This is a genomic window from Nocardia sp. CY41 (assembly GCF_009829325.1).
In the GTDB taxonomy this organism is placed as follows: Bacteria; Actinomycetota; Actinomycetes; order Mycobacteriales; family Mycobacteriaceae; genus Nocardia.
The window spans coordinates 42,237-67,651 of the sequence record NZ_VUOS01000035.1 but is presented as its reverse complement, the minus strand read 5'-3'; the positions used below and the strand labels follow the sequence as shown (position 1 = coordinate 67,651).

The window sequence follows — 25,415 nt, the reverse complement described above, 5'->3', positions numbered from 1 at the left end:
GCGGTCCATCCGATGCCACCGGTACCCGGCGACACCACCCCCCGGATCATGCGAAAGACAGGGGCAAGAAGTCATACCGGGCCCGGCGACCGAGGCCCTGGATCGGACCCACGAGAAAGGTAACGGGGCCGTGCCGGGGTCGGTCTGCTGGTCGTCAGGGTAGCCGCAAGTTCGGCCGTGCCGGGAGGCCGGTGGCGCGACCCTGCACGAACGCCGGACTCGGACCACGCACGATCGCGCGGGGCTTGCGTGAATCAGCTCGCGTTCTGCCAGGCCGATATGGAGGATGACGCTGCTCGGCGAGCCGGAGCAGTGGCGCACCGGTGCGCGCGGTTCAGCGTCCGGACATCCCGAGCCGGACCGGTCACCGCAGGCCGAACAGCTCCGCGGCGTTGTGGTGGCAGACCCGGCGCAACCAGTCGTCACCGAGATCGAGCCGTTCGAGCGCTTCGATCGAATGACCATAGGAGTGCGGGATATTCGGGAAGTCGCTGCCGAACAGGATGCGGTCGGCGAAGGCGCGCACCCTACCGTGCTCGTGCGCCGGAAACGGGGCGTCGGCCTCGGAGAAATCCGTCCACACCATCGTGGTGTCCAGCCGCACGTCCGGGTACTCCTCGGCGAGATCGAGGAATTCGGAGTACTCGGGCGTGCCCATGTGCGCGACGATCAGGCGCAGCCGCGGAAAGCGTCGCAGCACATCGGCAATCGGCTCCGGGCCGGTGTACGTCCCGGGCGCCGGGCCGGAACCGCAATGGATGACGATCGGAACGCGCGCGTCCTCCAGCAGGCCCCACACCGGATCCAGCAGCGGGTCGCCCGGACGATAACCGCCGACTTGAACGTGCGCCTTGAAGACGCGCGCTCCACGCTCGACGGCCTCCCGGACGTAGTCCGCCGCCTGCGGCTCGGGGAAGAACGTGGCGGTGTGCAGGCAGTCCGGGGTGCGGGCGGCGAAATCGGCGGTCCATTCGTTGAGCCACGCGGCCATGTCCGGTTTGTGGGGGTATACCAGAGCGGTGAACGCGCGAACCCCGAAGTCCCGCAGAGTCTTCAACCGGACCTGCGCGTCGGCGCGGTAGGTGATCGGCCAGCTGCGGCCGATCAGCGGTCCGGCCGCGTCGAAGTACGCCCACACTTTCCGCATCACCTGGTCGGGCATGAAATGGGTGTGAACGTCGATGATGCCGGGCAGCCCGAGCCCGGCGCGGAAGGACGACAGATAGGTCGCGTCGTCGGCGCCGGTCATCGGACCTCCCGTGCCGCGGGCGGGTGCACGGCTCGCGCGAAGTCGCCGACCCGGGCGATCAGTCGTTCGAAGAACAGCTCGGGGTCGGTGCCGATCACGATCTCCGCGTTGGGTTCGCGGCCCCACATGCCCGCCCAGTCGGCGACCGTGGTCGCGCGGGTGATGGTGCCCGCCAGCTCCACGTCCACCGTCGCCGGGCGGGTGCGGGCCAGCGCCGGGTCCAGCGCCACCGCGGCCGCGAAAGGATCGTGCATGTGGGCCAGGTAGCCCAAGTCGTAGGCGTGATGGAAATCGAAATAGAACCGCACGGCATCGGTGACGTGCCGGACGATCGGATTGCTCGCGTCCGAGCGGGTTCCGGGCGGATCGTCCGGCGAGACGACCTCCACCGGGTAGCTCTTCGCCCGCTCGGCCAGGCGCGCCAGATGCTCGGGCCGCATCTCGATCGTCTCGGTGATGTCCAGCGCGCAGACGATCGGCCTGCGCTGTGCGGGCGCGGCGGCGAACGCGTCGAAGACTTCTTTGGCGGCCTCCGGGTCGACGTGCACGTTCCACTCGTTGGTCGGCGTGGTGTTGCCCGGATGATTGAATGCCCCGCCCATGATGACCAAACGGTCCAGCAGCAGCGGCAGCTCCGGTTCGATCCGCAGGGCGAGGGCGAGGTTGGTCAGCGGTCCGGTGCACAGCCCGACGATCTCGCCGGGATGCGCGCGTACCAGCTCGGCCCACATCCGCGCGGCCGATCGCGCGGAGAGGCCGCGCGCGGACGGGGGGAGCTGGGCGTATCCGATGCCCTGGGGTCCGTGCGTGTCCTCGGTGGTGCGCAGCGGGATGGCCAAGGGATCCGCGGCGCCGAGCGCCACTTCGATCTCCGGTGCGTGGCAGACGTCCAGCCAGGCGAGGTTGTTGGCCGCCACCTGGGCCGCCGCGACGTTGCCCGCCGTGGCGGCGATGCCCGCGATCTCGGCCTCGGGCGAGCCGAGCAGGTACAGCAGCGCGAGGGAGTCGTCGATACCGGTGTCGACGTCCAGGATGATCTTCTGCCGCACGGCACGAGACTAGCGAGCCGGGATGCCCGGGCGACGGCGAGGTGCCGCTGGCTCGGTGTTCGCAGCGGGTTGGACATCCGTCTAGTACATTTGTCTGAGACGTTGTAGCCTGTGGTCATGGGAAATCGCGAGGATCTGCTGGCGGGAGCACGGAAAGTCATCGTCGAGCGTGGCATCGCCAAGGCGACCGCCCGCGACATCGCCTCGGCGGCCGGGGTGAGCCTGGCGGCGATCGGGTACCACTTCGGCTCCAAGGATCAGCTGATCACCGAGGCGCTGGCCGACTCCCTCGGTACCGCGATCGGCGACAGCATGGAGGCGAAGATCCGGGAGGGCAGCGGTGTCGCGCCGCTGGCGGCGTTCGCCGCGATGTGGAACGGTATGCCCGCGGTGTTCACCGACAACCGCGACAGCATGCTGGCCAGCCTGGAGAACCTGGTGCGCGTGGCGCGCTCACCGGAGTCGCAGCAATTCTTCGCCCAGAGCCTGCCCGGCGCCTACCAGGACATGGCGGACGCGCTGCGGCAAGCGCATCCTCAGCTGAGCGGCGACCAGGCAGCGGCGATCGCCGAGTTGTATTTCGTACTCGTGCAGGGTCTCGGCGTCTTGCAGACCATCGCTCCGGAGGCGGACCTCCCGGACGGCGATCGCCTGGCGCAGGCGGTCGCCGCGCTCGCCGGGACCGAGGGTTAGTGCTCGGCAGCTCACCGGTGGGACGCCGCTGTGCTTCTCGCGGCGTCCCGGCGTGACGATCAGTGCGTCGGCAGGGGCCAGGCCGGACGGTCCGCGCCGTAGGCGGGCGCGGGCCAGGCGTAGTCCGGGTACTCGGCGAGCACGGGCGGCGCGGTGACGACCTGGCCGTGCCGGACCGCCACCGCCGGGCTCGGCGCCGCGGCCTTGCCGTGCCGCGGTGTGCGGTCCGGTGCGTCGAGCAGCCAGGAGGCGGTGCGGGCCAGAGCCACTCGCACGTTCCGACCGACGCCGTCGCCGCCGCGCGCGACCAGGGCATCGATCACGCCCGCGGCGAGCAGGTAGCCCGACGCGTGATCCAGCGCTTGCGCGGGCAGCGCCCCCGGCACCGAGGGCGCACCCTCGATGGCCGAGATGCCGGAGGCGGCCTGCACGATGCTGTCGAAGCCGCGGCGCTCGCCCCACGGACCGGTTTCACCCCATGCGGACACCCGCCCATGGATCAGTCCGGGACGGGCGGCCGCCCGCACTCCCGCGCGTTCGAGCGCGCCCGGCCGGTACCCGGTGATCAGCACGTCGGCGGCGGCGACCAGGTCATCGATGCCACGGGCGCGCAGGTCGACCAAGGTCGAGCGTTTGCCCTGACAGGTGTCGGCGAATTGCCAGGAGATCTCGGGCAGCTGCGGCGGGTCGACGCGCAGCACCTCGGCGCCGAGCAACGCCAGTGCCCGCGTCGCGACCGGTCCCGCGATCACCCTGGTCAGATCGAGCACGCGCAGTCCTCGTAGCGGCTGCAGTGGCGCCGCACCCCCGGGCAATCCGGTGTCTCCGCGATCGGCGCGCTCGTCGATCGCGACCAACGGACCCGACGCCGCGGCTCGTCCCTCCGGGCTGGCGGACCATTCCTCCTCGGTGCGGACACGGACGGCGATGGCGCCCTGCGCGGCGGCCTGCTCCTCCAGGTCGGAGGCGCGGATCATGGCCATCTGTGCGACGAGGAGATCGACCGGCGCGGACTCTGGCAGGCCGAGCGTGGCGAACAGCCGGGCCCGGTGGTGCGGATAGTTCGCGTGCGTACGAACCCATCCGTCGAAGGTGGGGAAGAATCCGGAGAGGTCGGCGAACGGTGTCGGCCCTCGGCCGTCGATACTCAAGAGGCGCTCGCTGGAGAAGGCCGCGGTGATGCGAGCCGGATCGATGCGATGTGCCACCGGGTGGAGACCGCGCGCGGTCCGCATGCGATTCGCGGCGGCGGCCAGGGCCGCGACCGAACCAGCGGCCAGCGCCCAGACCGGTAATGTCGCGGCGAGATTGCTACCCGGATCGGGCGCGGGGGAGGTGCGCGAGGCGGTGACACCGATACCGGCCTCGTAGTCCTGGACGAGCCGTGCGTGCGTGTTCACTCGCTTCAGCCTAGTTGCCGGCCCGGATAAGTCGGGTGTCGTGGTCCCCGCGCAACGGTCCTCGGATGCGGGCTGCGTGGTCGTACCCTGACGTCACCTGCGCCGATTCGGCGCGGAGCGAAGCGCGGCCCGCGTGCGGGTACGCGAGGCCTCGCCGCGGCGGGCGAGCGCGGGCCGGAGATCGCACTCGTCCGGATCGGTCGATCGCGGGCGCGCGAGCGGTGACCGCGCGAGCGCGAAGCCGTTGCGCGGCGATTGCGGATGAAGTGCTGCCGAGCCTGCGCCGCTCGGTCTTTTCGCGGTCCTTTCGCGCGGAGGAGGCGCGCGTCACCTCCGAGTATCCCGGAGCGCGAAAACGGCTGCCGGACCGGCGTTCTCGCTAGTGAGGATAGTTCCGCGCGCTCGACCCGAGGAATTGGCGAGGATGTCCTCGTGCTGCACCGCGGCGATCGGCGCGGGACGCCGCGCGGATCCGCTGACCGAGTCCGCCGCGTGCGGACGGCGGGGCAGAGCAGGGCCGGCCGCGCCGGAACACCGCGCGGCACGATATGTGAGGTCGAACGACGATGACCGACGTCTACGCCGGAAGCGCGGAATACACGGTCCCCGTGACCCGGACGAAGAAGACCAAGGCAGCGCTGGAGCGCGTTCCGGTCTTCGGTATCGACCTGCGGCCGCGCGCCGCTCTGCTGCCGGACCGGGTTCGCCGCGCACCGATCCACACGACTACGAGCTGATGGCCGTGCAGGATGCCCAGAACGCCGGGTACCTGAGCGAAATCCAGGACCTCGCCGGCCGAGCGCGCGTCGCTCGGAACGGCCGGTCACGACCAGGCGACGCGCCTGCGCGTGGACCAGCTCGAGGCCGCGCGCGCCGCGGCCACGGCGGACGCGGCCGCCGCCGGAATCGCGGCCGAGGATGTCGGCCGGGCGGTGGAATACGGCCGCGCCGGCGCCCACTGGGCCGCCCGTCCCGCGCACCGCTATCTCGGCCGCATCGCCCAGCTGACCGACGAAATGTCCGCTCGGCTGGACGAATCGGCCGACTACCGGCAGCGGGTGGCCGAACTCGAGCGGCGGCTCGCGCAGTCCGCTCCCGGCGAGGACTGAACCGTTCGCATCCGTTCCCGCGACCCCGGTGCCGTCCGCGCCGCCGAGGCCGGGGATGCTGCATCGGTGCAGGCGATATTCCGGGCGGCGGGCGTCGAGGGGTGGATCCATGCCCGCTGCGTCCACTGCGGCGCCGAAGCGGGCGCTGGCGCGGACGAGCCGGTGGTGCTGGCCTCGGTGGTGAAAGTGCCCCTCGTCCTGGAGTTCGCGAGGCAAGTGGCGGCGGGACAACTGGACCCCGCCGACCGGATGCGAACCAGGGCGGCGGATCGGCTCGGCGGCGTCGGCACCGCGGGCTGCGCCGACGACGTCGAGCTCAGCCTGCGCGACGCGGCGTACTTCGCGCTCACCATCAGCGACAACACCGCCGCCGACCTGCTGTTCGACCGCGTGGGACTCGACAACGTGCGGTCCTTGCTGCGCGAACTGGATCTCCCCGCCACGCGGGTCGTGGGCCCGCCGCGCGCGATCGTGCAATCCATGGCCGAGGACATCGGCGCGGCCGACCCGGCCGAGTTCGCCCGCCGGTTCTCCGCGCTGAACGCCGAACAGGTGCTGTGCACCCGGGCGCTTGACCCGCGGCGCACCACCGCGAGCACCCCGCGGGAGATGGTGCGGCTGCTCACCCTGATCGCCCGGGACCAGGCGGGTGCGCCGGAGGCGTGCCGGTGGGTCCGTGACCTGATGCGCCAGCAGGTGAACTGGTATCGGCTCGCCGCCGCTTTCCCGCCGGACGTGCAGGTCTGGGCGAAGACCGGGACGCTGCCCGGCGTGCGCAACGAAATCGGCGTCGTCGAGTATCCGGACGGGAAGTGTTACGCCGTGGCGGTTTTCACCAGGGCCGCGACTCTGGTGCAGCGGTTGCCCGAGGTGGACCGCGCGATCGGAGCCGCCGCCGTCGAGGCGATCGGTCGCATCGTTCACGGCGCACCGTAGACGACGTTCCACGGCCGCTGCGGCGGGTCGGCGACCGTGCTCGGCCGGGACGCGCCGTCGCCCTGCACGACCGTCACGACCAGTTCGGCCAGCTCGCGTACCAGCGGATGCGCCCCGCCCACCGGCCAGGCCAGCGACAGGCGATGGCTCAGCGCTCCCTCCGGCAGCGGACGCCAGACCACGCGTGGTTCCTTCTGCGCCACCATGCCCTGGTCGAAGGCCACCCCGCGGCCGGAGAGCACCATCCCGAGGACGAATTCCGGATTGCGCGCGTGCTGTACCGACGACGGACGGAAACCGTGTTCCCAGCATCGGCGCAGCGTGGCGTCGTAGAGTCCCGGCGCGGCGGCCCGCGGGAAGATCACCAAGCCGTGCCCGGACAGGTCGGCCAGTGCCAGGGCCGACCGTGCGGCCAGCGGCGAATCGCGGGGCAGCACCACGCCGAGCGGCGTCTCCACCACCGGCCCGAGTTCGAGGCCGACCACGTCGACCGGGTGTTGCAGCAAGCCGGCGTCGAGCTGCCGGTCGGCGAGCAGCCGGACCTGCTCGGCGGTGGTCAGCTCCTGTAGATCGACCCGGATGTCCCTGGTCTCGAACGCGGTGAGCAGCGCGGCGAGCACCCGCCCGGCCAGTTCGGGCGGCACACCGATCCGCACTGCGTCCATCTCGCCGCGATGCGCCTTGGCGACCAGCGTTCGCGTCCGTTCCCAGCGGGCGAGCAGGTCCCTCGACTCCGCGAGCAGAATCTGCCCGGCCTCGGTGAGTTCGACCCGGCGGCTGTCGCGGTCGAACAGCCGCGCGCCGAGGTCGGTCTCGAGGCGGCGGATGCGCTGGCTCAGCGGTGGCTGGGCGATGCCGAGGCGTTCGGCGGCCCGCCCGAAATGCAATTCTTCCGCGACGGCGACGAAGTACCGGAGCTGACGCAGCTGGTCCATGCTGCGACGATATCCGTTCCGATATCGCCGACCGCGCAGTGCGGTCTTGGACAGGGACGCCGCGCGTGTGGTGTGGTGCCCGCATGAGAGGTTTCGGACGGCGTGAATTCTTCGGCGCGACTGCGGGGGCGGCCGCGCTTACGGGTCTAGTTGCTTGCGGTGCAACGGATTCCACGAACAACGAGGCGGCGGCGCCGGTGTCGGCGGGTGGGTCGTCCGGCGAGGTGACGCTGCGGTGGTGGGGGAACAACAGCTGGGAGATCCGCCTGCCCGGAGGCAAGGTCGTGCTCATCGATCCGTGGCTGACCAGGTTCCATACCGGAACCTACACCGCCGAGGGAGCGGACCCGCAGACGCCGATCACGGTGGACACCGCGCTGATCGACCGCTACGTCGACAGCGGCGAACTGCGTGCCGACCACATCCTGGTCACCCACGGCCACTACGACCATCTCGCCGACGTGCCGTACCTGGCGAAGAAGACGGGAGCGACGGTGCTCGGCACCGAGACGCACCTGAACCTGATGGCCGCGCTCGGCGCGCCCGAGCAGCAGCTCGCATTGGCCACCGGTGGCGAGTTCCTCCGCTTCGACGGGTACACCATCCGGGTGCTGCGTTCGCTGCACTCCGCGTCGGGGCCGCGCGCGACGGTGGCTTTCGCGGGCACCCGGCCCGGCCTCGGAACGGGAAATCTGCCGCAGCCGAGAGTGATTCGCGATCTGGTCGAGGGCGGCACGCTCGCCTATGAGGTGAGCGGCGGCGGGGTGAGTGTGCTGGACTTCGGCGGCTCGAACTACATCGAGTCGGAAGTGGCGGGCTTGCGCCCGGATGTGCTGCTGCTGCCCGCCGGAGGCGGCAAGATCCAGGATTACGTCGCACGCCTGCTGCGCGCCACCGGCAATCCGCGCTACGTGCTGCCCACCCATTGGGACGACTTCGATCACCCGCTCACCGAACCCGCGCGCGACTGGGGCGGCCTCGAGCCACTGCGGGCGGCGGTGGCCGCGGCCGCTCCGCACAGCACCTTCGTCACCGTGGATCATCTGCAGACCTTCACGCCTTGACCGGTCCCCCGGTGCGCGCGCACGGACCGTCCGGTGGGTTGTGTGCTCGGAGTGCGGCTGAATCCATACGGCACATCCCGATTCGGCCCTGTTACGCCCGGCCCATCCACCGGTCGGGTACCACGAATCGGGAATCGGTCAGTGCTCGGCGGCTTCGATCGGTCCGTCCGCTATCTCGCCCGCGGCACGGTGGATCTTGGCCCGGGCGGTGAGCAGGTGCTTGCGCTCGCGGGGGTGAGGTCCGCGGTGAGACGCTCGGCAAACGATATCTCGGGAGAGCGAAGATACTCGTCACCGGTGCCACCGGAAACATCGGCAGGGAACTGGCTGCTCGAGGCGTGGAATTCCGGGCACTGGTGCGTGATCCGCTCCGCGTGGCGCAGTTGCCGGAACAACCGCGCCGACCCGGCCACATCGCCGCGAGTGATGTGCGAGGGCTGAGGCGGTCGACCGGACCTGGCGACCGCGGGCGACTACCGTGGTCTGGTCCGGCCTGCGCGGCGGGACGGCGTCGGCGAAGGGAGATCGAACGTGGCAGGCGGCAGCACCGACTCGGCGTGGTTGCGGACGTTGCGATCCGAGGCGGCCGCGCGGCACCACCTGCTGTGCTTTCCGCCCGGCGGTGGATCGGCGACGGCCTATCGGGACCTCGCGCAGCGGTTCGAAGCGGGCGTCGCGGTTTTCGCGGTGCAGTACCCGGGACGGCAGGATCGGGTCGGCGAGGACCTGATCACCGACTTGGTGACACTGGCGGACCGGATCGCCCGCGAGGTGCTTGCGCAGCACAGGTTCGAGCGGCTGTCGTTGTTCGGGCACAGCATGGGCGCGACCGTGGCGTACGAGACCGCACGCCGGCTCGAGGACGCGGGGCAACCGGTGACCACGCTGTTCGTGTCCGGCCGTCCGGCACCGGAATTCGAGGAGACGCAACGGCGGCATCTGGCCTCCGACGACGACCTCATCGACGACCTGGTGCGGCTCGCCTCGGATCCCGCCCCGCTCGAACTGCTGCGCGCGGAGCCGGGCCTCGCCGAACTCGTGCTGCCCGCCGTGCGTGCCGATTACCAAGCGGTCGAGACCTATCGCCACCGAGCCGGGGAGCCGCTGCGCGCCGACATCGCGGCACTGGTCGGCACGGACGACCCGACGATGCGACCCGAGCAGGCCGAGGGATGGCGCGCGTACACCAGCGGCGGATTCGACCGCGCCACGTTTCCCGGCGGGCATTTCTATCTCGACGAGCACGGCGCGGAAGTCGCCGGTTTCGTCGCGCGCCACCTCGGCGTCTGACCGAATTGCGGCGGATCAGTGCGGGGCGTGCACACCGGCGGCCGGGGCGTTCCGTCGGCGCACCGCCCACGCATAACCGATCCAGGACGCCACCACTACAGCTGCCGCCAGCGCTCGTACCAATCCGAGCGCGTCCTCGGGATAGATCACGCCGGTGAGGTAGTGGTCGATGAACCCGGTCGACGGCAGCCGCTGCTGCCCGGCGCGCTCGCGCGCCCAGTTCTCCAGATGCGTGAGCGGGCAGTCGAAGCCGACCACGATCGTGCCGAAGCCCCAGCAGACCGCGAGCAGGTGCAGCCAGATGGTGCGCGGGAAGCGCCACGCCAGGAACCCGCCGACCACCACATAGGCCACGAAGGCGAAATGCGTGACGGCGGTGGCGTCGGCCGTCAGCCGGTAGAACACGCTTCCAGCGTAGCCTTCCGGCGCGCCGCGGATCCGCGCCCGGCCGCTACCAGGGGGAGGGCTGATAGTCCTTGAGGAAGCAGCCGAACAGATCGGTGCCGTTCTCCCCCTGCACGATGGGGTCGTAGACCCGCGCCGCACCGTCGACCAGGTCCAGCGGCGCGTGGAAGCCTTCCTCGGCGAGGCGCAGCTTCGTGTAGTGAGGGCGTTCGTCGGTGATCCAGCCGGTGTCGACCGCGGTCATCAGAATGCCGTCTTGTTCGAACATCTCCCGGGCGCTGGTGCGGGTCAACATGTTCAACGCGGCCTTGGCCATGTTGGTGTGCGGATGCCCCGGGCCCTTGTAGGCGCGGGAGAACTGCCCCTCCATGGCCGAGACGTTCACGACGTACTTGCGGCGCGCCCGCGCGGCCGACATCGCCGGGCGCAGGCGCGAGACCAGGATGAACGGCGCGACCGAGTTGCACAGCTGCACCTCCAGCAGTTCGGTCGGATCCACCTCCGCGACGGTCTGCACCCAGCTGTTGGTGTACGCGAGGTCGGGCACCAGGCCGCCCGCGTCGATCGCGACGCCGCGCGCGATGCGTTCGGGCGTCGCCGATCCCGCGACCAAGGCCAGTTCCGCGACGTCGGCGGCGGTCAGCGCGGGGGTGAGCGAGGCGGTCAGGGCGGTCGGATGCGCCTGCATGGTCTTGCCGAAACTCACCACCTCCGGCAGCGCGCCCGCGGGCAGCGGTCCCGATTCGGCCTCGACCAGGGCGCTGTAGGCGCCGGGGGAGCGGCGCACCGTCTGCGCGGCGTTGTTGATCAGGATGTCCAGCGGGCCCTGGGCGGCGACGTCGTCGGCCAAGGCGACCACTTGGGCGGGGTCGCGCAGATCGATGCCGACGATGCGCAGCCGGTGCAGCCAGTCGGCGCTGTCGTCCATCGCGGCGAAACGCCGGATGGCGTCGTTGGGGAAGCGGGTGGTGATGGTGGTGTGCGCGCCGTCGCGCAGCAACCGCAGCGCGATGTACATGCCGATCTTGGCGCGGCCGCCGGTGAGCAGCGCCCGCCGTCCGGTCAGGTCGGTGCGGGCGTCCCGCTTGGCGTGGCTGCTGGCCGCGCAGTCCGGGCACAGCTGGTGATAGAAGGCGTCGACCTGGGTGTAGCGCTGCTTGCAGATGTAGCAGGGCCGCGGGCGGGTCAGGGTGCCCGCGCTGGCTCCGCTCGTGGTCGAGCTGATCGGAATGCCCGCGGTCTCGTCATCGATCCGGTTCGGCGAGCCGGTCGCGGTGGCGGCGACCACCGCGCGGTCGGCGGCCGCGACCGCCGCGCGCGCTTCGGTGCGGCGGCGCTGCTTGAGTTTTTTGAACATGTGCCCGACCGCGCGCTGCACGGCCACCGAATCCGGATGATCCTTGTCGAGCGCTCCGGCGTGCTCCAGGACCCGAAGACAGGTCGCGAGATCCTCGGGATCGATCATGCTTTCGGCCATCGCGGCAGGGGACATCCTTCATCGAGCTGGGCAGACGACCGGCCCATTGTCGCAAACCCGCTACCCCGCGCCCCGGCGGGTAGGCGCGGTCAGCTGCTGCGCGGGGTGATGGCCGCGCGATCGGCGCGCAGATCGTCGACGAAGTTGGCGATCGCCTCGGCGACCAGCAGCGGTTCGGTGATCGGCAACCAGTGATTCGCCGGGACGGCGCGGCGCCACAGCTTGTCGACCCAGCGCGCCGAGGCGTCGTAGACGGCGGCCGGGACGAACGGATCGGTGGTGTCGACCAGCAACTGGACCGGGACGGCCGTCCGACGCACGCGCGGTCGGCCGAGGTGGTGCAGCAGATTGGCGTGCGCGACGCGGGCTCCGGCGAGCAGATCGGTGCGCCAGGTGCCCGCCACGCGCGCGGGCAGCGGTGTGACGCCGCCGAGGCGGTGCACGAGCAACCCGCGCACCCGCGGCGGGCAGAGCCTGCGGGCGATCGGACCGGGCGTCAGCGCCCAGCGCGCGCCGTGCAGCCACCAGCCCGGGTCGCGGAGTTGGCGCCCGGCGCGGGGCGGCAGCGCACGCAACCACAGGCCGAGATGATCGAGGTTCGGTCCGGCGATCGCCGTGAACGAGGCGATGCGGGTGTTGGCCCGTTCGTCACAGACGGCCTCCCACAGCTGAACGGCGCCCCAGCCGTGGCCGCACGTGTGCACCGGTTTGCCCGGACATGCGGCATCGATGACGGCGTAGAAGTCCTGCGCGAGCAGGTCCAGGCGGTACTCCGACGTCGCCGCGGCGGCGGTCGAACGTCCGTGGCCGCGCACGTCGTAGGCGATGACCCGAAAGCCGTCGGCCAGGAGAGCCGCGACCGTCGACCAGACGCGGTGGGTGTCGGTGAGTCCGTGCACCAGTACCAGCGGGTCGGCGGCGGCGTCACCCCATTCGTAGACGGCGAGCCGGGCGCCGTCCCGGTCGACCGTCCAGGTGCGGTCCGGGCGGGGCGTTTCGGTGGTGTCGAGCAGTTCGGCCATGTCCTTACCTCATTCGCTGCCGGCTACCGATCCGATGGCACGTCGCCGTCGTGCCCGACGTCAGTAATTCCGATACGGACAGTACGAAGAATTGACCCATCAAGGGAAAGGTGAAACGCCCGAATATGGCGCAGGTCACCACCGGTCTCGCGAGATGGGTGCCGAACCACCGCCGAGTGAGCCCGTCGGCGGCCGGATGCACTGCCGTCGGGGCCTCGCAATCCGCACGCGGGCACCGGCGATCCGGCTCGACGCCGGACGGCCGGCAGCGGCACGGACCACTGTTGACAACTCGCCAATAGTTCGGGAGCCTGAGGCGGAACCGGCGACGGCGCCGGACCGGAGCGAGCAAAGGATCCAGCGATGGCACGCGCGGCGTGGAGTGACGACGAGGTCGAGGCGGTACGCGACCTGGCGAAGACGTTCTTCGACAAGGAGGTCGTGCCGCACGAGGAGAAATTCGTCGCCCAGGGGCACCCCGATCGCGCGCTGTACAACCGGGCGGGTGAGCTCGGCCTGCTGTGCCCCGCGATCCCGGCCGAATACGGCGGCGGGGGCGGTACCTTCGCCCACGAGGCCGCGATCATCGAGGAGCAGGCGCGCGCGGGTGACGGATCGATGGGCATCCCCGTGCACAGTTCGATCATCGCGCCGTACCTGTACGAGTTCGGCTCCGAGGATCTCAAGCGGCGAGTGCTGCCCAAGGCGGCCGCAGGCGAGATCGTGCTGTCCATCGGCATGACCGAGCCCGGCACCGGATCGGATCTGCAGAACATCAAGACCCGCGCGGTGCGTGAGGGCGACGAGTACGTCATCACCGGCTCGAAGATCTTCATCACCAACGGCTGGCTGTGTGACGGCATCATCATCGCCGCCAAGACCGACCCGACCAAGGGTGCGGCCGGTGTCTCGCTGATCTTCGCCGAAGTCGGCGACGACACCCCCGGCTTCAAGCGTGGTCGCATCCTGAACAAGATCGGTGGCAAGGCCCAGGACACCGCCGAACTGTTCTTCGACGGCCTGCGCGTGCCCGCGTCCAACCTGCTCGGCGGCGCCGAGGGCCAGGGCTTCTACCAGATGATGCAGATGCTCGCGCAGGAGCGCCTGGTCACGGCGATCATCGCGGTCGCCATGATGGAGAAGGCCGTGCAGCTCACCGTCGACTACACCAAGGGCCGCGAAGCTTTCGGCAAGCCGCTGTTCGCGATGCAGAACACGAAGTTCGAGCTCGCCGAATGCGCGACCATCACCAAGGTCTCCCGCACCTTCCTCGACGACTGCATCGACAAGCACCTGCGCGGCGAACTCGATATTCCCAGCGCCGCCATGTCGAAGTACTGGCTGACCGATCAGCTCGGTATCGTGGTTGACCGCTGCCTGCAACTGTTCGGCGGCTACGGCTACATGACGGAGTACCCGATTTCCCAGCTCTACACCGGTGCCCGCGTCCTGCGCATTCTCGCGGGCAGCAACGAGGTGATGAAGGATCTCATTGCCCGGTCTCTCTGACACCACCAGCGCGACCGCGGACGGTGGCGCCGATCCGGCGCTACCGCGCCGTCGCAGGCTCGAACCCGACGAGCGGCGCGCGCAGATCCTCGCCTGCGCGATCGACATGTTCGGCGAACGGCCGTACGCGGCCGTCTCCACCGCCGAGCTGGCGCAGCGGGCGGGCGTGGCCCGCGGCCTGATCAACCACTATTTCGGCAACAAGCGCGATCTCTACCTCGCGGTGGTGCGGCGCATGGTGACCCTGCCCAAGCTCGACAGCATGATCGTGCCGACCGGCACCTGGCGCGAGCGTGTCGACGCCAGTGTGCGCTGGCTGCTGGACACCATCGCCGAACACGGCAGCACCTGGGTGAAGGTGACCAGCCACGAAGGGGTCGGTGACGATCCGGAGGTGCAGCAGATCCTCGACGCGGCCGACGACGCGGCCGCCGAACGCCTGCTGTTGATGGTCGGACTGGCCCATTCGGCACACGACGCCGAACTGCGCGCGATGGTGCGCGCTTACGGCGGGCTGGTCAAGGTCGCGGGCCGGGAATGGATCACCCGCGGCACGCTCACCCGCGAGCAGGTGCACGACCTGCTGTGCGACATGTTGCTGACACTGGTCACCGAATCGCTGCCCAAGGTCGATCGCAGGCAGTGGCCCGACGCCACGGATCACCGCGCGCCGCTGTAGCGAATCGGGCGCGCCACCGCCACCACCGCGAGCGCGCACAACGCGATGCCGGGCAGATCGAAGCTGTCGCCGAGCAAATCGCCGGCCCTGGCATGCCATGGGGGTGTCCCGGCCGCTCGACGTCGCCGTATCGGCCATGACTCCTCCTCAGAAGGGCCGCGGTCACGCCGGGGCGTCGGGCGACCGGCATGCGCCTCGGCTAACGAATCCGCGAGCGTTGCGGAGAGTTTGTTATCACGGCCCGATCACGAATATTGGATACTTCGGATCAACTTTTCGCGTCGCGCGCCCTATTCTGTGTCGGTATATCGGGGCGGGTCCGGGCAGTCCGAGGTTCCTGCGCGGTGTGTTGGTGTGGAGAGGGAACCTGAATGACACGGGCAGAACGGCGTGATACGGATCGCTGGCCGCAGGCGCAGCCGGAGGATCGCTGGTCGGAGCCCGACGGCCGCTGGGAGGACGACGAGGACGAGCGCTGGCCCGAGCAGCCGCCGAGCCGTCGCCGGACCGGGCGCCTGCGGGTGGAGATCCCGCCCATCGTCAATCCGTACGCGATCGTCGCCCTGGTGGCGGCACTGCTCGGGTTGTTCCCGGTCGCCATCGTGTTCGGCTTCATCGCCTTCAGCCACCCGCGCGGCCGGGTCATGGCGATGTTCGCGCTGCTGCTCGGCGTCGCGGAGATCACCGCGGTGGCGGGGGTCGTCCTGCTGACGGGCAATTGGCTGCCCGACGTGATGAACCGCCAATCCGTGATCGCGCCCACGCCCGTCGCCTCGGTGCCCACGACCATCGAGCGTCCGGTGGCGACGACAACGGCGGCAGCGCCGAGCCCTGCCGTGACCACCACCCCCTCGGCATCGCAGGGACCGGTCACGAAAGGTTCGTCGTGCACCGAGGCGCAGCTCGGCCAGATCGGCAGCGCCGCCGACGGTGGCACCCTGATCTGTCTCACCACCTCCGGTGGCTACCAGTGGGCGGGCCCGCACGTCGTCGCGACCGCCGTGCAGCAGGCTGGTTCGAAGTGCGACGCGTCCGGGGCGAAGACCGGACGCACCGCCGACGGCCGAGCTCTGGTGTGCGAGCTCAGCGGCCGCAGCGGCACCTGGGTGTTATGGACCGAGTAACGCGCGCTATTCGGTCTTCTTGGCGCGGCTCGGCTGCACTCTCGGCGGTTCGTTCGGCATCTTCGGGTACTGCGGCGGCCACGGCGCGTCCATGAGGCCCGCCGCCATGTCTCGTTCGGACATCTCCAGTAGCGGGGCGATGGACTGGGGGGCGCGGTCGGCCCACGGGTCGCCGGATTCGGCGTAGCGGGCGGGCACGGTCGCAATGGTCAGCTCGTCGGGTACCACCGAATCCAGATCGGACCAGCTGATCGGCGTCGACACCTGCGCGCCGACCTTCGGCCGCACGCACCAGGCCCCGAAAACCGTCTTGTGCGGGGCGTTCTGATTGAAATCGATGAAAACCCGGTTGCCGCGTTCTTCCTTCCACCACTGCGCGGTGATGTCCTCCGGGTACCGGCGCTCCAGTTCACGGGCCAGCGCCACCGCGGCCGCCCGCACCTGATAGCCGTCCCACTTCGGCTCCAGCGCGGAGTACAGATGCAGACCGCGGGACCCGGAGGTCTTGATCCGGGATTCGATGCCGAGTTCTCCGAGCAGATCCCTGGTGCGGACGGCGGCGTGCCGCAGATCGGCGAAGGTGATGCCCGGCGAGGGATCGAGGTCGATGCGCAGCTCGTCGGAAATCTCCAGATTGTCGGCCCGGTTGGGCCAGACGTGGAATCCGAGGCACCCTTGGTTCACCGCCCACAGGATATGGGCCAGATCGTGGGCCACGAGGGCGTCGCTGGTGGTGCCGTTGGGCGTGGACACCTCCACGGTGCGCAGCCACTGCGGCGCGGATTTCGGCACCCGCTTCTGGAACCAGGATTTGCCCGATGCCCCGTCCGGGTAGCGCTCCAGCAGCAGCGGCCGCCCGCCGACCACGTTCAGGAAGGGTTCGGCGACCGCTTGGTAGTACCGCACCAGATCGAGTTTCGTCTCGCCGCGCTTGGTGAAATAGACCTTGTCCGGGTTGCTGATCGTGACGGTCCGGCCGTCGGTCTCGATGTCGACGAACTCGCTCATCGCGCCGCGCCTTCGCCGAACAGCGTGCTCAGTTCCGCGGGCGCGACTTCGTCGAGCTGCGCGTAGGTGCACGACTCCGGGGTCCGGTCGGTCCGGAACCGCACCAGCCTGCCGCCGTGGCGCAGCCGCCCCGACTGCACGTGCTCGTAGCGCACCTCGGCGACCAGTTCCGGCCGCAGCGCCTCCCAGGACAGATCCTTGCCGCCGGTCCAGCGGCTGACGCCGCCGGGCATCTTGCCGTCCGCGGCGGCCTGCGCCGCGGCGTCGGCCCAGTCCCGCCACGGGTGGTTGTCCAGCGCGTTCTCCCGCAGCGGCGCGAGCTCCTCGACCAGTTCCGTGCGTCGCGCCGTGGTGAAGCTGCTGGCCACGCCGACGTGGTGCAGGTGGCCTTCGTCGTCGAAGAGCCCGAGCAGCAGCGAACCGACTCCGGCCCCGTCTTTGTGCCAGCGGAAACCCGCCACCACACAGTCGGCGGTGCGCTCGTGCTTGACCTTCAGCATGACCCGCTTGTCCTGGAGATAGGCGAGGTCGTCGGACTTGACCATCACGCCGTCGAATCCGGCGCCCTCGAAACGGGTGAACCAGTCCTCGGCCACGTCGGGGTCGTGGGTGAGCGGGGTGAGGTGGACGCGCGCGAGCGCGGTGTCCAGGATCGTCTCCAGCAGTCGCCTGCGCTCGGTGAACGGCGCGCCGGTCAGGTCGTCGTCGCCGAGTGCGAGCAGATCGAAGGCGACGAAACTGGCCGGCGTCTCCTCGGCCAGCTTGGCGACCCGGGACGCGGCCGGGTGCAGGCGGTTCTGCAGGGTGTCGAAGTCCAGGCCCTGCTCGGTGACCACCACGATCTCGCCGTCCACCACGCAGCGATCGGGCAGCGCCTGCTTCAACAACTCGGCGACCTCGGGAAAATACCTGGTCAAGGGCCGGTCGTTGCGCGACCCCAGCTCCACCTCGTCGCCGTCGCGGAACACGATGCAGCGGAAGCCGTCCCATTTGGGTTCGTAGCTCGAGCCCGGCTCGCGGGGCACCGCGGGCGCGGATTTGGCCAGCATCGGCCGCACTGGTGGCATCACCGGTAGGTCCACGCGATCCTCCTCGGATTCGATCCTTACCCATACCGACGGCGCGCGCGAAGCGAACTCATCGGTATGCGGCCGCGGCTCGATCGTAGGCGTGGGCCCCGACAGGATCGTGGAACCCGCCGCTCAGTTCTCCAGCCAGCCGTGCTGGTCGGCGAACGCGGTGAGCCGGTCGCGAATGGTGAGGATTTCGCCCGCGGTGAGCGCGGGGCTGGCGTCCAAGAGCAGTTCGGTGATCAGGCGCTTGTGCTCGGCGACGGTGAGCTGTCCCGAACCCGTCCGGTCCTTTCCCTTGTGCCGCGCGGGTGGCGCGGGCGACCCGCCGACCACGGTGAGATTCACCGCCTTGGGGCCGCGGTCGCCTTCGGTCACCTCGAATTCGAACACCCGCCCCTGCCGCAACTCGTCCTCGTCCAGGCCGATGTCGTTGACGTGGACGAACACGTCGGGCCCACCGTCCTCCGGCCGAATGAATCCGAATCCCCGAGAGCTGTCGAACGACACCAATTTCCCGATGGACACCAACACCCGCTCCTCGTCGCCGTCGCTACCCGGCCACTTTAACTCGCGTTTTCGCCGTCGTCGGAGGAAAGAGCCTTTTGTAACGAATGGAAAACCGTCAGTCCCTGACCGACCATTCCGTTCACCAGTTCGCTCACTCCGTCGGGTCCGTTCAGCACGGTCAGATTCGCGTTCGCCAACCCGTTCGACGCCTGCCGCACGATTTCGGGAAGTTGTTCGATCAACAACTGATCCAGCGCGATCCGATTGTTCGACGCGGCCGCCGCGGCTTGGATACGGGTGCGGTCGGCCTCCGCCTCGGCCAGGATGCGCACCCGATCCGCCTCGGCCTGAGCGGGTTTCACGACCTCGGCCTGCAACTGCTGCTCCCGCAGCTCGGCCTCCTTGCGCGCCTGATCGGCCTGGGCGGTGAGCACCTCCTGCAACGCCATCGCTTCGGCGAGCGGGCCTGCCTGCGCGGCCTCGGCGTTGGCCTTGTCGATATCGCGCTGGTATTGCGCGCGCAGGATCGCCGTCTCGCGCTGGTATTCCGCCTGCCTGCGCTGGGATTCCTGCTCGGCCTGCGCCGCCGCCTGCGCGGCCTGCGATTGCGCGATCTGCGCGTCGCGCTGCACCGCGGCATTGTGCGGCGCGGCCAGGGCGGCGATATAGCCGAGGTTGCCGTCGTCGATGGACTGGATCTGGAAGGAATCGACCCACAGGCCGATATTGCTCATCTCGACTTTCGACGCGACGAGCACTTCGTCGGCCAGTTTCTGGCGCTCCCGGATGATCTCCTCGACCGTCATCGAGCCGACGATCGAGCGCAGGTGCCCGGAAAAGATGCGCCCGGTCAGCACCGACATCTCCCGCTCCTGCTCGGAGAGGAACCGCTGGGCGGCGTTCACGATGGACTGGGTGTCGTTGGCGACCTTGAACGCGATCACCGCGCGCACGTCGAGCTGGATGGCCTGCTTGGTGACGCACCGCTCCTTGATCTCGGATTCGAACATCGCCAGCGACAGGTAGCGCACCTTGCGGAACAGCGGAACCACCCAGGCGCCGCGCCCGATGATCACCTTGAACGGCGCGTTGTCCCGGCTCTTGCCGCCGCTGACCAGCATCGCCTCATCCGGGTCCGGCACGTGGTAACCCAGCACGTCTGTCTCCCTTACTGTCTCAGGTTTCTCCGGCCGGATCCGGGGTGAGTGGAATCCACGGGACGACGTCGACGACGCGCCCCGGATGGACCGCGATGACGAGCACAGCCGCACCGGCCGGGATCGGCTCGGTGGACTGTGCGATGTACAGCTCGGTTCCCCCGCGAATCGCGACCAGGACCTCGCCCAGCGTCCCGGCACCTCGGATCGGCGATGTGAGCGTACCCGTCAAACCCACCACGGGGTCGGTCATCCCGCGATCTCCTTCTTCCGGTTCCCGGATCGTCACCCTACGTCTCGCACAGCATCTTTCGATATCGGCCGGGGAGGACGGCCGCGACGGCGCGGGTATGTTTCTTGCATGGGAGGTCGGCTGGCGCTGGTGGTGGGGTCGGAATGCGCGGCGCTGGGGGAACTGGGTTTCACCGACGAACTCGCCCAAGGGCTGTACGGAAGCCTGACCGACGCGGGCGGCTGGCGGCCTGCGACCGAAGTCGACGGACCGGTGCTCAATCCGACTGTCGCGCAACTGATCACCGCCGTGGACGCCGCGTTCGCGGCGGCATCCCAGCGGCAGGCCACGCTGCTGCTCGGCTTCATCGGGCACGGCGTCGCGACGACCTCCGAGGACTTCTACCTGCTCGGCCACGATTCCCCCGCGGATCCCACCTCGCACAACGCCTTCCATCTGACCCAGGAGATCCGCGAGCGGCTCGACCGTGCCGCGCTGGACGGGCTGGTGCTGCTCGTGGACGCCTGCGAGGCCGGTCAGGGCGTGCAAGGGGCCGCGCGCCGGTGGACCGATCTGCTGGCGCAGTCGGGCGGCCGGATGGAGCTGCTGGTCGCCTCGGGCGACGGACCCGCCTACTCCGGGTGCTTCACCCGCACGATGCTGGCCACCTTCGACCTGGGCCTGCCGCTACGCGGCGAGAATCTGCTGCCCTCCGATCTGGTCGATCCGATCGCCGTGCGGTGCACCCACCAACAGCCGCAGCATCTGTCCTTCAGTTCCGGCGCGGTGTCCACCACGCAGGGCGTCGACCCCGGCCTGTGGCTGGTGCCGAACACCGCGCGTCATCGCGACGCGGTGAGCGGGCGGTCGGCGGCCGGGTTCGTCGACCAACTCACCCGAGGCCTGCTGCTGACGCCCGATGTGCGGGAGCATCTGGACGCGATCGTCGACGCGGGCAGCCATCGGCTGCGGGCGGTGCTGGGCCCGGCGGGCGTGGGGAAGTCCACGCTGCTGGCGATGCTGATCCGTCCCAGCCTGGTCGACGGGCTCGCCGTCACCCCCGACTACATCACCGCCGCGGTGTTCCTCACGGTCAACAGCTCGGTGGAGTCGGTGGCCGCGGAGCTGGCCGCGCAGCTGGACGCACGGCTGCACGGCTTCCCGGAAGCGGCGCGCGCGGCGCGGGCGCATCGGCCCCGCGACGAGTTCGACATCTTCGACATCCTGGTCCGCCGCCCGCTGGCGCGCCTGTCCACGGCCGGACGCCGGGTCACCCTGGTGTTCGACGGACTCAATCAGCCGCAGGAAGGGACCAGGCGGCTGCTCGTGGCGGCGATCGCCGATCTCACCCGCCGCGAAGACCTCCGGCACGTGCGGGTGATCGTCGGCATCCGGCCAGGGACCGGCGTCGAGGACGATCCGGGGCTGGCGCATATGTACCGCATCGATGTCGCCGAACCGGCGGCCGACGACATCGCCGCCGTGGTGGACTCGGCGCGCGGCACGGCGCCGGTCGGCCCGGTCGACTGGATCGGCTGGATCCAACGGCTGCTGGCGGAGACCCCGACCGACGCGAGCGGTTCGCGCGTGGTCTCCGGCGGCTGGCTGGTGGCGCGCATCCTGCTGGAGGTCGCGTCCGGGTTGACCGACGGCGCGGTCGCCTCCGGAATCGGCCTGGACCGGGTCATCGCGCTACGCGTGGAGACCGCGCTGCGCGGGGTGGATCCCGCGACCGCGAGTGACGTGGCGGCTCTGCTCGGGCTACTGGTCGCGGCGGGTGTCGGCCCGGTGCTGCCGCTGGAGTTGCTGGATTCGGCCCTGTTGTCGCTCGGCGTCGACCTGAGCGCCGCACGGATCCGCGACTTCGCGGTGAATTTCGGCGCGTTGGTCACCCGCAGTCATCCCGGTACCGTGCGCGAGTCGCTCGGCGTGACCCACAGCGCGTTCCTGCCCGCGCTGCGTGCGGAATGCCACCGTCGCGGTGTGCACATCGCGGACGCACACCGTGCCCTGGTCGCGGCGATCCAGGCCGACGACACCGACCGGGCCGCCGACTACGCGCGGGGCGCGGCGGTGCGCCACTGCCTGGCCTACGGTGACTCCGCCTTGGCGATCGATTTCCTGATGAAGCTGGAAACCGGCAGGTCGGCCGACGACCGCGACCTGTGGGCCGCGTGGGCGCCCGACTTCGTCGAGGCACTCGGGCCGGACCACCCCGACACCTTCACCACGCGGCAGCGGGGCGCCTATCACCGCGCCGAGAGCGGCGATCTGGTCGGCGCCGTCGCCGATTTCGAGCAATTGCTCGCCGACCGGTTGCGGGTGTTCGGCGCCGACGACCCGGCCACCTTGGACACCCGCGACAACCTGGCCGGCTATCGCGCCCGCTGCGGTGACTACTCCGGCGCAGGCGCGGAATTCGAGCAGCTGCTGACCGACCAGCTGCGCCTGCTCGGCCCCGACCATCCCGAAACCCTGCGTACCAGGAACAATCTGGCGTCCAACCGCGGCGACATCGGCGATTTCGCCGGGGCGATCACCCGATTCGAACAGCTGCGCACCGACCGCGCCCGCGTGCTGGGCGCCGACCATCCGGACACCCTGCGCACCCGCAACAGCCTGGCGTACTGGCGGGCCGACAGCGGCGATCTCACCGGCGCCCGCGCCGAATTCGAGCAACTCGTAGCCGACTACTTGCGCGTCTTCGGGCCCGACCACCCGAACACACTCGGCGCGCGCAACAACCTCGCGGCCTTCCGCGCGCGCAGCGGCGATCTGGCCGGGGCGGGCGCGGAGTTCACCCGGCTGCTCGACGACCGCCTGCGGGTGCTCGGCCCGGACCACCCCGACACGCTGCTCACCCGCGGGCGGTTGGCCGGATACCGCGCCGACAGCGGCGACCTCGCGGGCGCGATCATCGACTGGGAGAAACTGCTCGCCGACCGGTTGCGGGTGCTCGGCCCGGACCATCCCGACACCTTCGCCACCCGCAACGAACTCGCCGGCTGCCGCGCCCGGCACGGCGACCTCACCCGCGCGGTCGCGGAACTGGAGGTCCTGCTGGTCGCGGAGTTGCGTGCCCTGGGCCCCAACCACGCCGCCACCATCCGCACCAAGAACACTCTGGGGTACTGGCGGGGCCAGGCCGGGGACTGAACGCTCGGCCGCGCGCGGTGGTCGGCGTCAGGAGCGATAGAGCGAGCGATACACGGTGAGCATCGCCAGGCAGTGCTCGATGATCTGCTCGCGGGTGGCCCGCAGCGAGCCGTTCAGCCACGCCGAGAACATGCCCGCGTTCCCGCTGGCCATGGTCACGGCTGCCAGCCTGCGCTTGACCGGGTCGTCGATGTGGCCGAACAGATGGTCCTGCATCACCCGGGTGAAGACCGGCATCACCGCGAAGGTGGTCTGCCCGAGTCCGGTGCTGGAATACGGCTCGACCAGGAACAGCCGCGATTTGCGCGGGTCGGCGAGCACCTTGTCCACCAGGATCTCCGACAGCGCGCGGTCACGGGACGGGTCGTCGGTGGCCGCGAAGGCCGTCATGGGCTCCAGGAATTCGTCGGCGACCTGGCGGTAGAGCACGTCCAGCAACTCGTCGCGGCTGGCGAAGCTCTCGTAGAAGTAGCGGTCTGTGAGATTGGCCTTGCGGCACACCGCCCGCATGGTGACCCCGCTCGCGCCCGACTCCCCGATCAGGTCGAGCGCCGCCTCCAGCAGCGTCGCCCGCCGCGTCTCCCTGCGCTCGGTGAGCGTCGTCCCACCCCAGATCCGCGGGCCCCCGTCGTCGTCTGCTTCCTGACCTGTCTGCACGGCCCCACGATAATGCCTGGCGGCACACCCGGACGCGGCCCGCTCCGGCCCGGGCCTCCGGGGTCTTGCCGAAATGGATCCCGCGCCGTCACGGTGTGGTAACTGTCGGTTTACTCCTCCCTGGTTACCTTCCCTGGGTCTTTCGGTGGTTCGGTAGTGGAGGGTAACGGCGCGTGAACAACTCCGCTGCGGTGATCTCGTCCGAGACGATCGGCGCCCGCGCCGCGCAACCGGCGTTGCACCCAGTGCGACCAGCGTTTCGGCATCATCCGCCACCACGGCGCCCGATGCCGCTCGCCCGCGGGCCGCGCCCCGCGCACATTCCGCTCGCGCCCGCGCAGGAACGCATGTGGTATGCCGCGCGGGCCGGAAATTCGGGTGACTGGAATGTGGCTCACGCGGTGCGCCTGTCCGGACCCGCGCTGCGGCTCGAGGCGATCGTCGCCGCGGTCGACGACGTGGTGGCCAGGCACGAGCCGCTGCGTACCCGCTACCCGAGGACCGCCTCGGGCCCGGCGCAGGTGATCGTCCCGGTACCCGAGGCGGGGCCGCGGACCGACCTCGTCATGGTCGGCGAAGCCGACTTGCCGCACCGCGTCGCCGAGTTCGCCGCGAGCGAGTTCGACCTGGCCATCGACCTCCCGCTGCGCGCGCGGCTGTGCGTGCTCGGACCACACGAGGCGGTGCTGGTGCTGGTCGTGCACCACATCTCGATCGACGGGCGCTCGGTGGCTCCGCTGCTGCGCGATCTGCGCACGGCTTACCTCGCCAGGCAGGCCGGGGCCGCGCCGGACTGGCCGCCGCTGCCGATCGACTACGCCGACTACACGTTGTGGAAGCACGCCCAGCTCGGTGACTACTCCGATGAATGGAGCCGGGCCACGCAACAGTTGCGTTACTGGGCCAACGCTCTCGCGGGCCGGCCGCCGCGGCTCGAATTCCCTTGCGCACGTGCGCATGCCGTGCGCCGAGCGGGCACGGCGGCCGCCGGGGCCGTCGTGCCGGTCACCTTCGGCGCCGACACGCACCGCGCGCTGCTCGACCGTGCGTGTGCGGCGCGGGCCAGCCTGTTCATGGTGTTGCAGACCGCCTTCGCGGTCGCGGTCGGCGCGTTCTCCGGCAGCGCCGACGTCACCGTGGCCACCGCGGTGGCGGGTCGCGATCATCGGCTGCTCGACGATCTGGTCGGCAACTTCGCCGACGACGTGCTGATGCGCGTTCGCCTCGACCGCGCCGCCGACGCGGAGGAACTGCTCGACCAGGTGCGCCGGGTGGCGCTGGCCGCTTTCGCCCATCCCGACACACCCGGCAGGCGGCTGAAGCGCTGCCTGCTGCAGGACCCGACCTGTCCGCTGTTCCAGGCGACGCTCATCCTCCAGCGCGGCACGGCCGCTGCGCCCGCGGCGGGCCACCACGACGGGCTGACCGTCACCGAAGTCGGCACCGGTGTCGTGCGCGCCAAGCACGATCTCGAATTCGGTCTCGTCGACCGATACGACCGGTTGGGCGCGCCCGCGGGCATCGACGGCGTGTTCCGCTATCCGACCGCGTTGTTCGAGCACCGCACCGTGGTCGCGTTCGTCGAGTTGTTCACCGCCACCGTCGAATTGCTCGCCACCGGCTATCGCGGTCCGGTCGCTCCGTTGCTGTCGGGCTTTCCCGCCGAGCCGGTGACCTGACGGCA

General features: G+C 70.2%; 24 protein-coding genes. 11 read left to right on the top strand and 13 right to left on the bottom strand.

Annotated features, from left to right (window positions below):
- Nucleotides 1-364 precede the first annotated feature (364 nt).
- Together GVY64_RS32245 and GVY64_RS32240 are read right to left on the bottom strand one after the other, a co-directional pair.
- A complete protein-coding gene (locus GVY64_RS32245; protein WP_159849705.1) occupies nt 365-1,249 on the bottom strand; it encodes an amidohydrolase family protein in 885 nt (294 codons plus the stop codon).
- Nucleotides 1,246-2,298 (bottom strand): nucleoside hydrolase, encoded by a 1,053-nt coding sequence (locus GVY64_RS32240; protein ID WP_159849703.1) that lies wholly within the window; start codon nt 2,296-2,298, stop codon nt 1,246-1,248. Before GVY64_RS32240 ends, GVY64_RS32245 begins: the two co-directional genes overlap by 4 nt.
- A 117-nt stretch (nt 2,299-2,415) precedes the next feature.
- Between GVY64_RS32240 and GVY64_RS32235 the strand changes: the two genes are divergently transcribed.
- Nucleotides 2,416-2,991 (top strand): TetR/AcrR family transcriptional regulator, encoded by a 576-nt coding sequence (locus GVY64_RS32235; RefSeq protein WP_159849701.1) that lies wholly within the window; start codon nt 2,416-2,418, stop codon nt 2,989-2,991.
- A gap of 59 nt (nt 2,992-3,050) precedes the next feature.
- Here the strand turns inward: GVY64_RS32235 and GVY64_RS32230 are convergent, their stop codons facing one another.
- Nucleotides 3,051-4,391, bottom strand: coding sequence for a CoA transferase (locus GVY64_RS32230; RefSeq protein ID WP_159849699.1), 1,341 nt, complete (start codon nt 4,389-4,391; stop codon nt 3,051-3,053).
- 566 nt (nt 4,392-4,957) lie between these two features.
- On the opposite strand from GVY64_RS32230, the gene GVY64_RS32225 reads away from it, so the two are divergent.
- From GVY64_RS32225 to GVY64_RS32215, 3 genes are all read left to right on the top strand, one after another.
- Complete coding sequence (locus GVY64_RS32225) at nt 4,958-5,128, top strand: hypothetical protein (RefSeq protein ID WP_159849697.1); 171 nt, start codon at nt 4,958-4,960, stop codon at nt 5,126-5,128.
- A gap of 111 nt (nt 5,129-5,239) precedes the next feature.
- Nucleotides 5,240-5,500 carry a hypothetical protein gene (locus GVY64_RS32220; RefSeq protein WP_159849696.1) on the top strand — a complete coding sequence of 87 codons (261 nt, stop codon included), beginning with the start codon at nt 5,240-5,242 and terminating at the stop codon, nt 5,498-5,500.
- Between the two features lie 66 nt (nt 5,501-5,566).
- Nucleotides 5,567-6,436 (top strand): serine hydrolase, encoded by an 870-nt coding sequence (locus tag GVY64_RS32215; protein WP_159849694.1) that lies wholly within the window; start codon nt 5,567-5,569, stop codon nt 6,434-6,436.
- On the opposite strand, the gene GVY64_RS32210 is transcribed toward GVY64_RS32215, so the two are convergent.
- Nucleotides 6,421-7,371: a LysR family transcriptional regulator gene (locus GVY64_RS32210; protein WP_159849692.1), complete on the bottom strand. Its 951-nt coding sequence runs from the start codon at nt 7,369-7,371 to the stop codon at nt 6,421-6,423. The two genes, GVY64_RS32215 and GVY64_RS32210, sit on opposite strands and share 16 nt — an antisense overlap.
- Nucleotides 7,372-7,454: 83 nt before the next feature.
- On the opposite strand from GVY64_RS32210, the gene GVY64_RS32205 reads away from it, so the two are divergent.
- Nucleotides 7,455-8,435, top strand: a complete 981-nt coding sequence (locus GVY64_RS32205) for an MBL fold metallo-hydrolase (protein WP_159849690.1) — start codon at nt 7,455-7,457, stop codon at nt 8,433-8,435.
- A gap of 531 nt (nt 8,436-8,966) precedes the next feature.
- The gene (locus GVY64_RS32200; RefSeq protein ID WP_159849688.1) at nt 8,967-9,725 is read left to right on the top strand and encodes a thioesterase II family protein; all 759 of its coding nucleotides are present in this window, start codon (nt 8,967-8,969) and stop codon (nt 9,723-9,725) included.
- 15 nt (nt 9,726-9,740) lie between these two features.
- Here GVY64_RS32200 and GVY64_RS32195 read toward each other — a convergent pair whose 3' ends face one another.
- The 3 genes from GVY64_RS32195 to GVY64_RS32185 form a co-directional block, all read right to left on the bottom strand.
- Entirely contained in the window at nt 9,741-10,130 is a 390-nt protein-coding gene (locus GVY64_RS32195) for a DUF2784 domain-containing protein (protein WP_159849687.1), read from the bottom strand.
- A 46-nt stretch (nt 10,131-10,176) separates the two neighbouring features.
- The gene (locus tag GVY64_RS32190; protein WP_159849685.1) at nt 10,177-11,607 is read right to left on the bottom strand and encodes an SDR family NAD(P)-dependent oxidoreductase; all 1,431 of its coding nucleotides are present in this window, start codon (nt 11,605-11,607) and stop codon (nt 10,177-10,179) included.
- A gap of 89 nt (nt 11,608-11,696) precedes the next feature.
- The gene (locus GVY64_RS32185; RefSeq protein ID WP_159849683.1) at nt 11,697-12,629 is read right to left on the bottom strand and encodes an alpha/beta fold hydrolase; all 933 of its coding nucleotides are present in this window, start codon (nt 12,627-12,629) and stop codon (nt 11,697-11,699) included.
- A gap of 363 nt (nt 12,630-12,992) precedes the next feature.
- Between GVY64_RS32185 and GVY64_RS32180 the strand changes: the two genes are divergently transcribed.
- The 3 genes from GVY64_RS32180 to GVY64_RS32170 all read left to right on the top strand — a co-directional run bounded on the left by GVY64_RS32180 (nt 12,993) and on the right by GVY64_RS32170 (nt 15,941).
- The gene (locus tag GVY64_RS32180; protein WP_159849682.1) at nt 12,993-14,138 is read left to right on the top strand and encodes an acyl-CoA dehydrogenase family protein; all 1,146 of its coding nucleotides are present in this window, start codon (nt 12,993-12,995) and stop codon (nt 14,136-14,138) included.
- Nucleotides 14,122-14,817 (top strand): TetR/AcrR family transcriptional regulator, encoded by a 696-nt coding sequence (locus GVY64_RS32175; RefSeq protein WP_159849680.1) that lies wholly within the window; start codon nt 14,122-14,124, stop codon nt 14,815-14,817. The genes GVY64_RS32180 and GVY64_RS32175 overlap by 17 nt, the downstream gene beginning before the upstream one ends.
- A 371-nt stretch (nt 14,818-15,188) precedes the next feature.
- Entirely contained in the window at nt 15,189-15,941 is a 753-nt protein-coding gene (locus GVY64_RS32170) for a DUF4190 domain-containing protein (protein ID WP_159849678.1), read from the top strand.
- Between the two features lie 6 nt (nt 15,942-15,947).
- On the opposite strand, the gene ligD is transcribed toward GVY64_RS32170, so the two are convergent.
- The 5 genes from ligD to GVY64_RS32145 all read right to left on the bottom strand — a co-directional run bounded on the left by ligD (nt 15,948) and on the right by GVY64_RS32145 (nt 19,939).
- On the bottom strand, nt 15,948-16,949 hold the full coding sequence (ligD, locus tag GVY64_RS32165; protein WP_159849676.1) for a non-homologous end-joining DNA ligase: 1,002 nt from the start codon (nt 16,947-16,949) through the stop codon (nt 15,948-15,950).
- Nucleotides 16,946-18,031, bottom strand: coding sequence for an ATP-dependent DNA ligase (locus GVY64_RS32160; protein ID WP_201298251.1), 1,086 nt, complete (start codon nt 18,029-18,031; stop codon nt 16,946-16,948). The genes ligD and GVY64_RS32160 overlap by 4 nt, the downstream gene beginning before the upstream one ends.
- 120 nt (nt 18,032-18,151) lie before the next feature.
- Nucleotides 18,152-18,553, bottom strand: a complete 402-nt coding sequence (locus tag GVY64_RS32155; RefSeq protein ID WP_159849674.1) for a cold-shock protein — start codon at nt 18,551-18,553, stop codon at nt 18,152-18,154.
- A gap of 32 nt (nt 18,554-18,585) precedes the next feature.
- Nucleotides 18,586-19,686, bottom strand: coding sequence for an SPFH domain-containing protein (locus tag GVY64_RS32150; protein ID WP_159849672.1), 1,101 nt, complete (start codon nt 19,684-19,686; stop codon nt 18,586-18,588).
- A gap of 19 nt (nt 19,687-19,705) precedes the next feature.
- Nucleotides 19,706-19,939, bottom strand: coding sequence for a hypothetical protein (locus GVY64_RS32145; protein ID WP_039797937.1), 234 nt, complete (start codon nt 19,937-19,939; stop codon nt 19,706-19,708).
- Between the two features lie 108 nt (nt 19,940-20,047).
- On the opposite strand from GVY64_RS32145, the gene GVY64_RS32140 reads away from it, so the two are divergent.
- Nucleotides 20,048-23,074 (top strand): tetratricopeptide repeat protein, encoded by a 3,027-nt coding sequence (locus GVY64_RS32140; protein WP_159849670.1) that lies wholly within the window; start codon nt 20,048-20,050, stop codon nt 23,072-23,074.
- A 27-nt stretch (nt 23,075-23,101) separates the two neighbouring features.
- On the opposite strand, the gene GVY64_RS32135 is transcribed toward GVY64_RS32140, so the two are convergent.
- On the bottom strand, nt 23,102-23,731 hold the full coding sequence (locus GVY64_RS32135) for a TetR/AcrR family transcriptional regulator (protein WP_159849668.1): 630 nt from the start codon (nt 23,729-23,731) through the stop codon (nt 23,102-23,104).
- A gap of 173 nt (nt 23,732-23,904) precedes the next feature.
- Here GVY64_RS32135 and GVY64_RS32130 point away from each other — a divergent pair, with 173 nt between their 5' ends.
- The gene (locus GVY64_RS32130; protein ID WP_236567425.1) at nt 23,905-25,410 is read left to right on the top strand and encodes a condensation domain-containing protein; all 1,506 of its coding nucleotides are present in this window, start codon (nt 23,905-23,907) and stop codon (nt 25,408-25,410) included.
- Nucleotides 25,411-25,415: the final 5 nt, after the last annotated feature.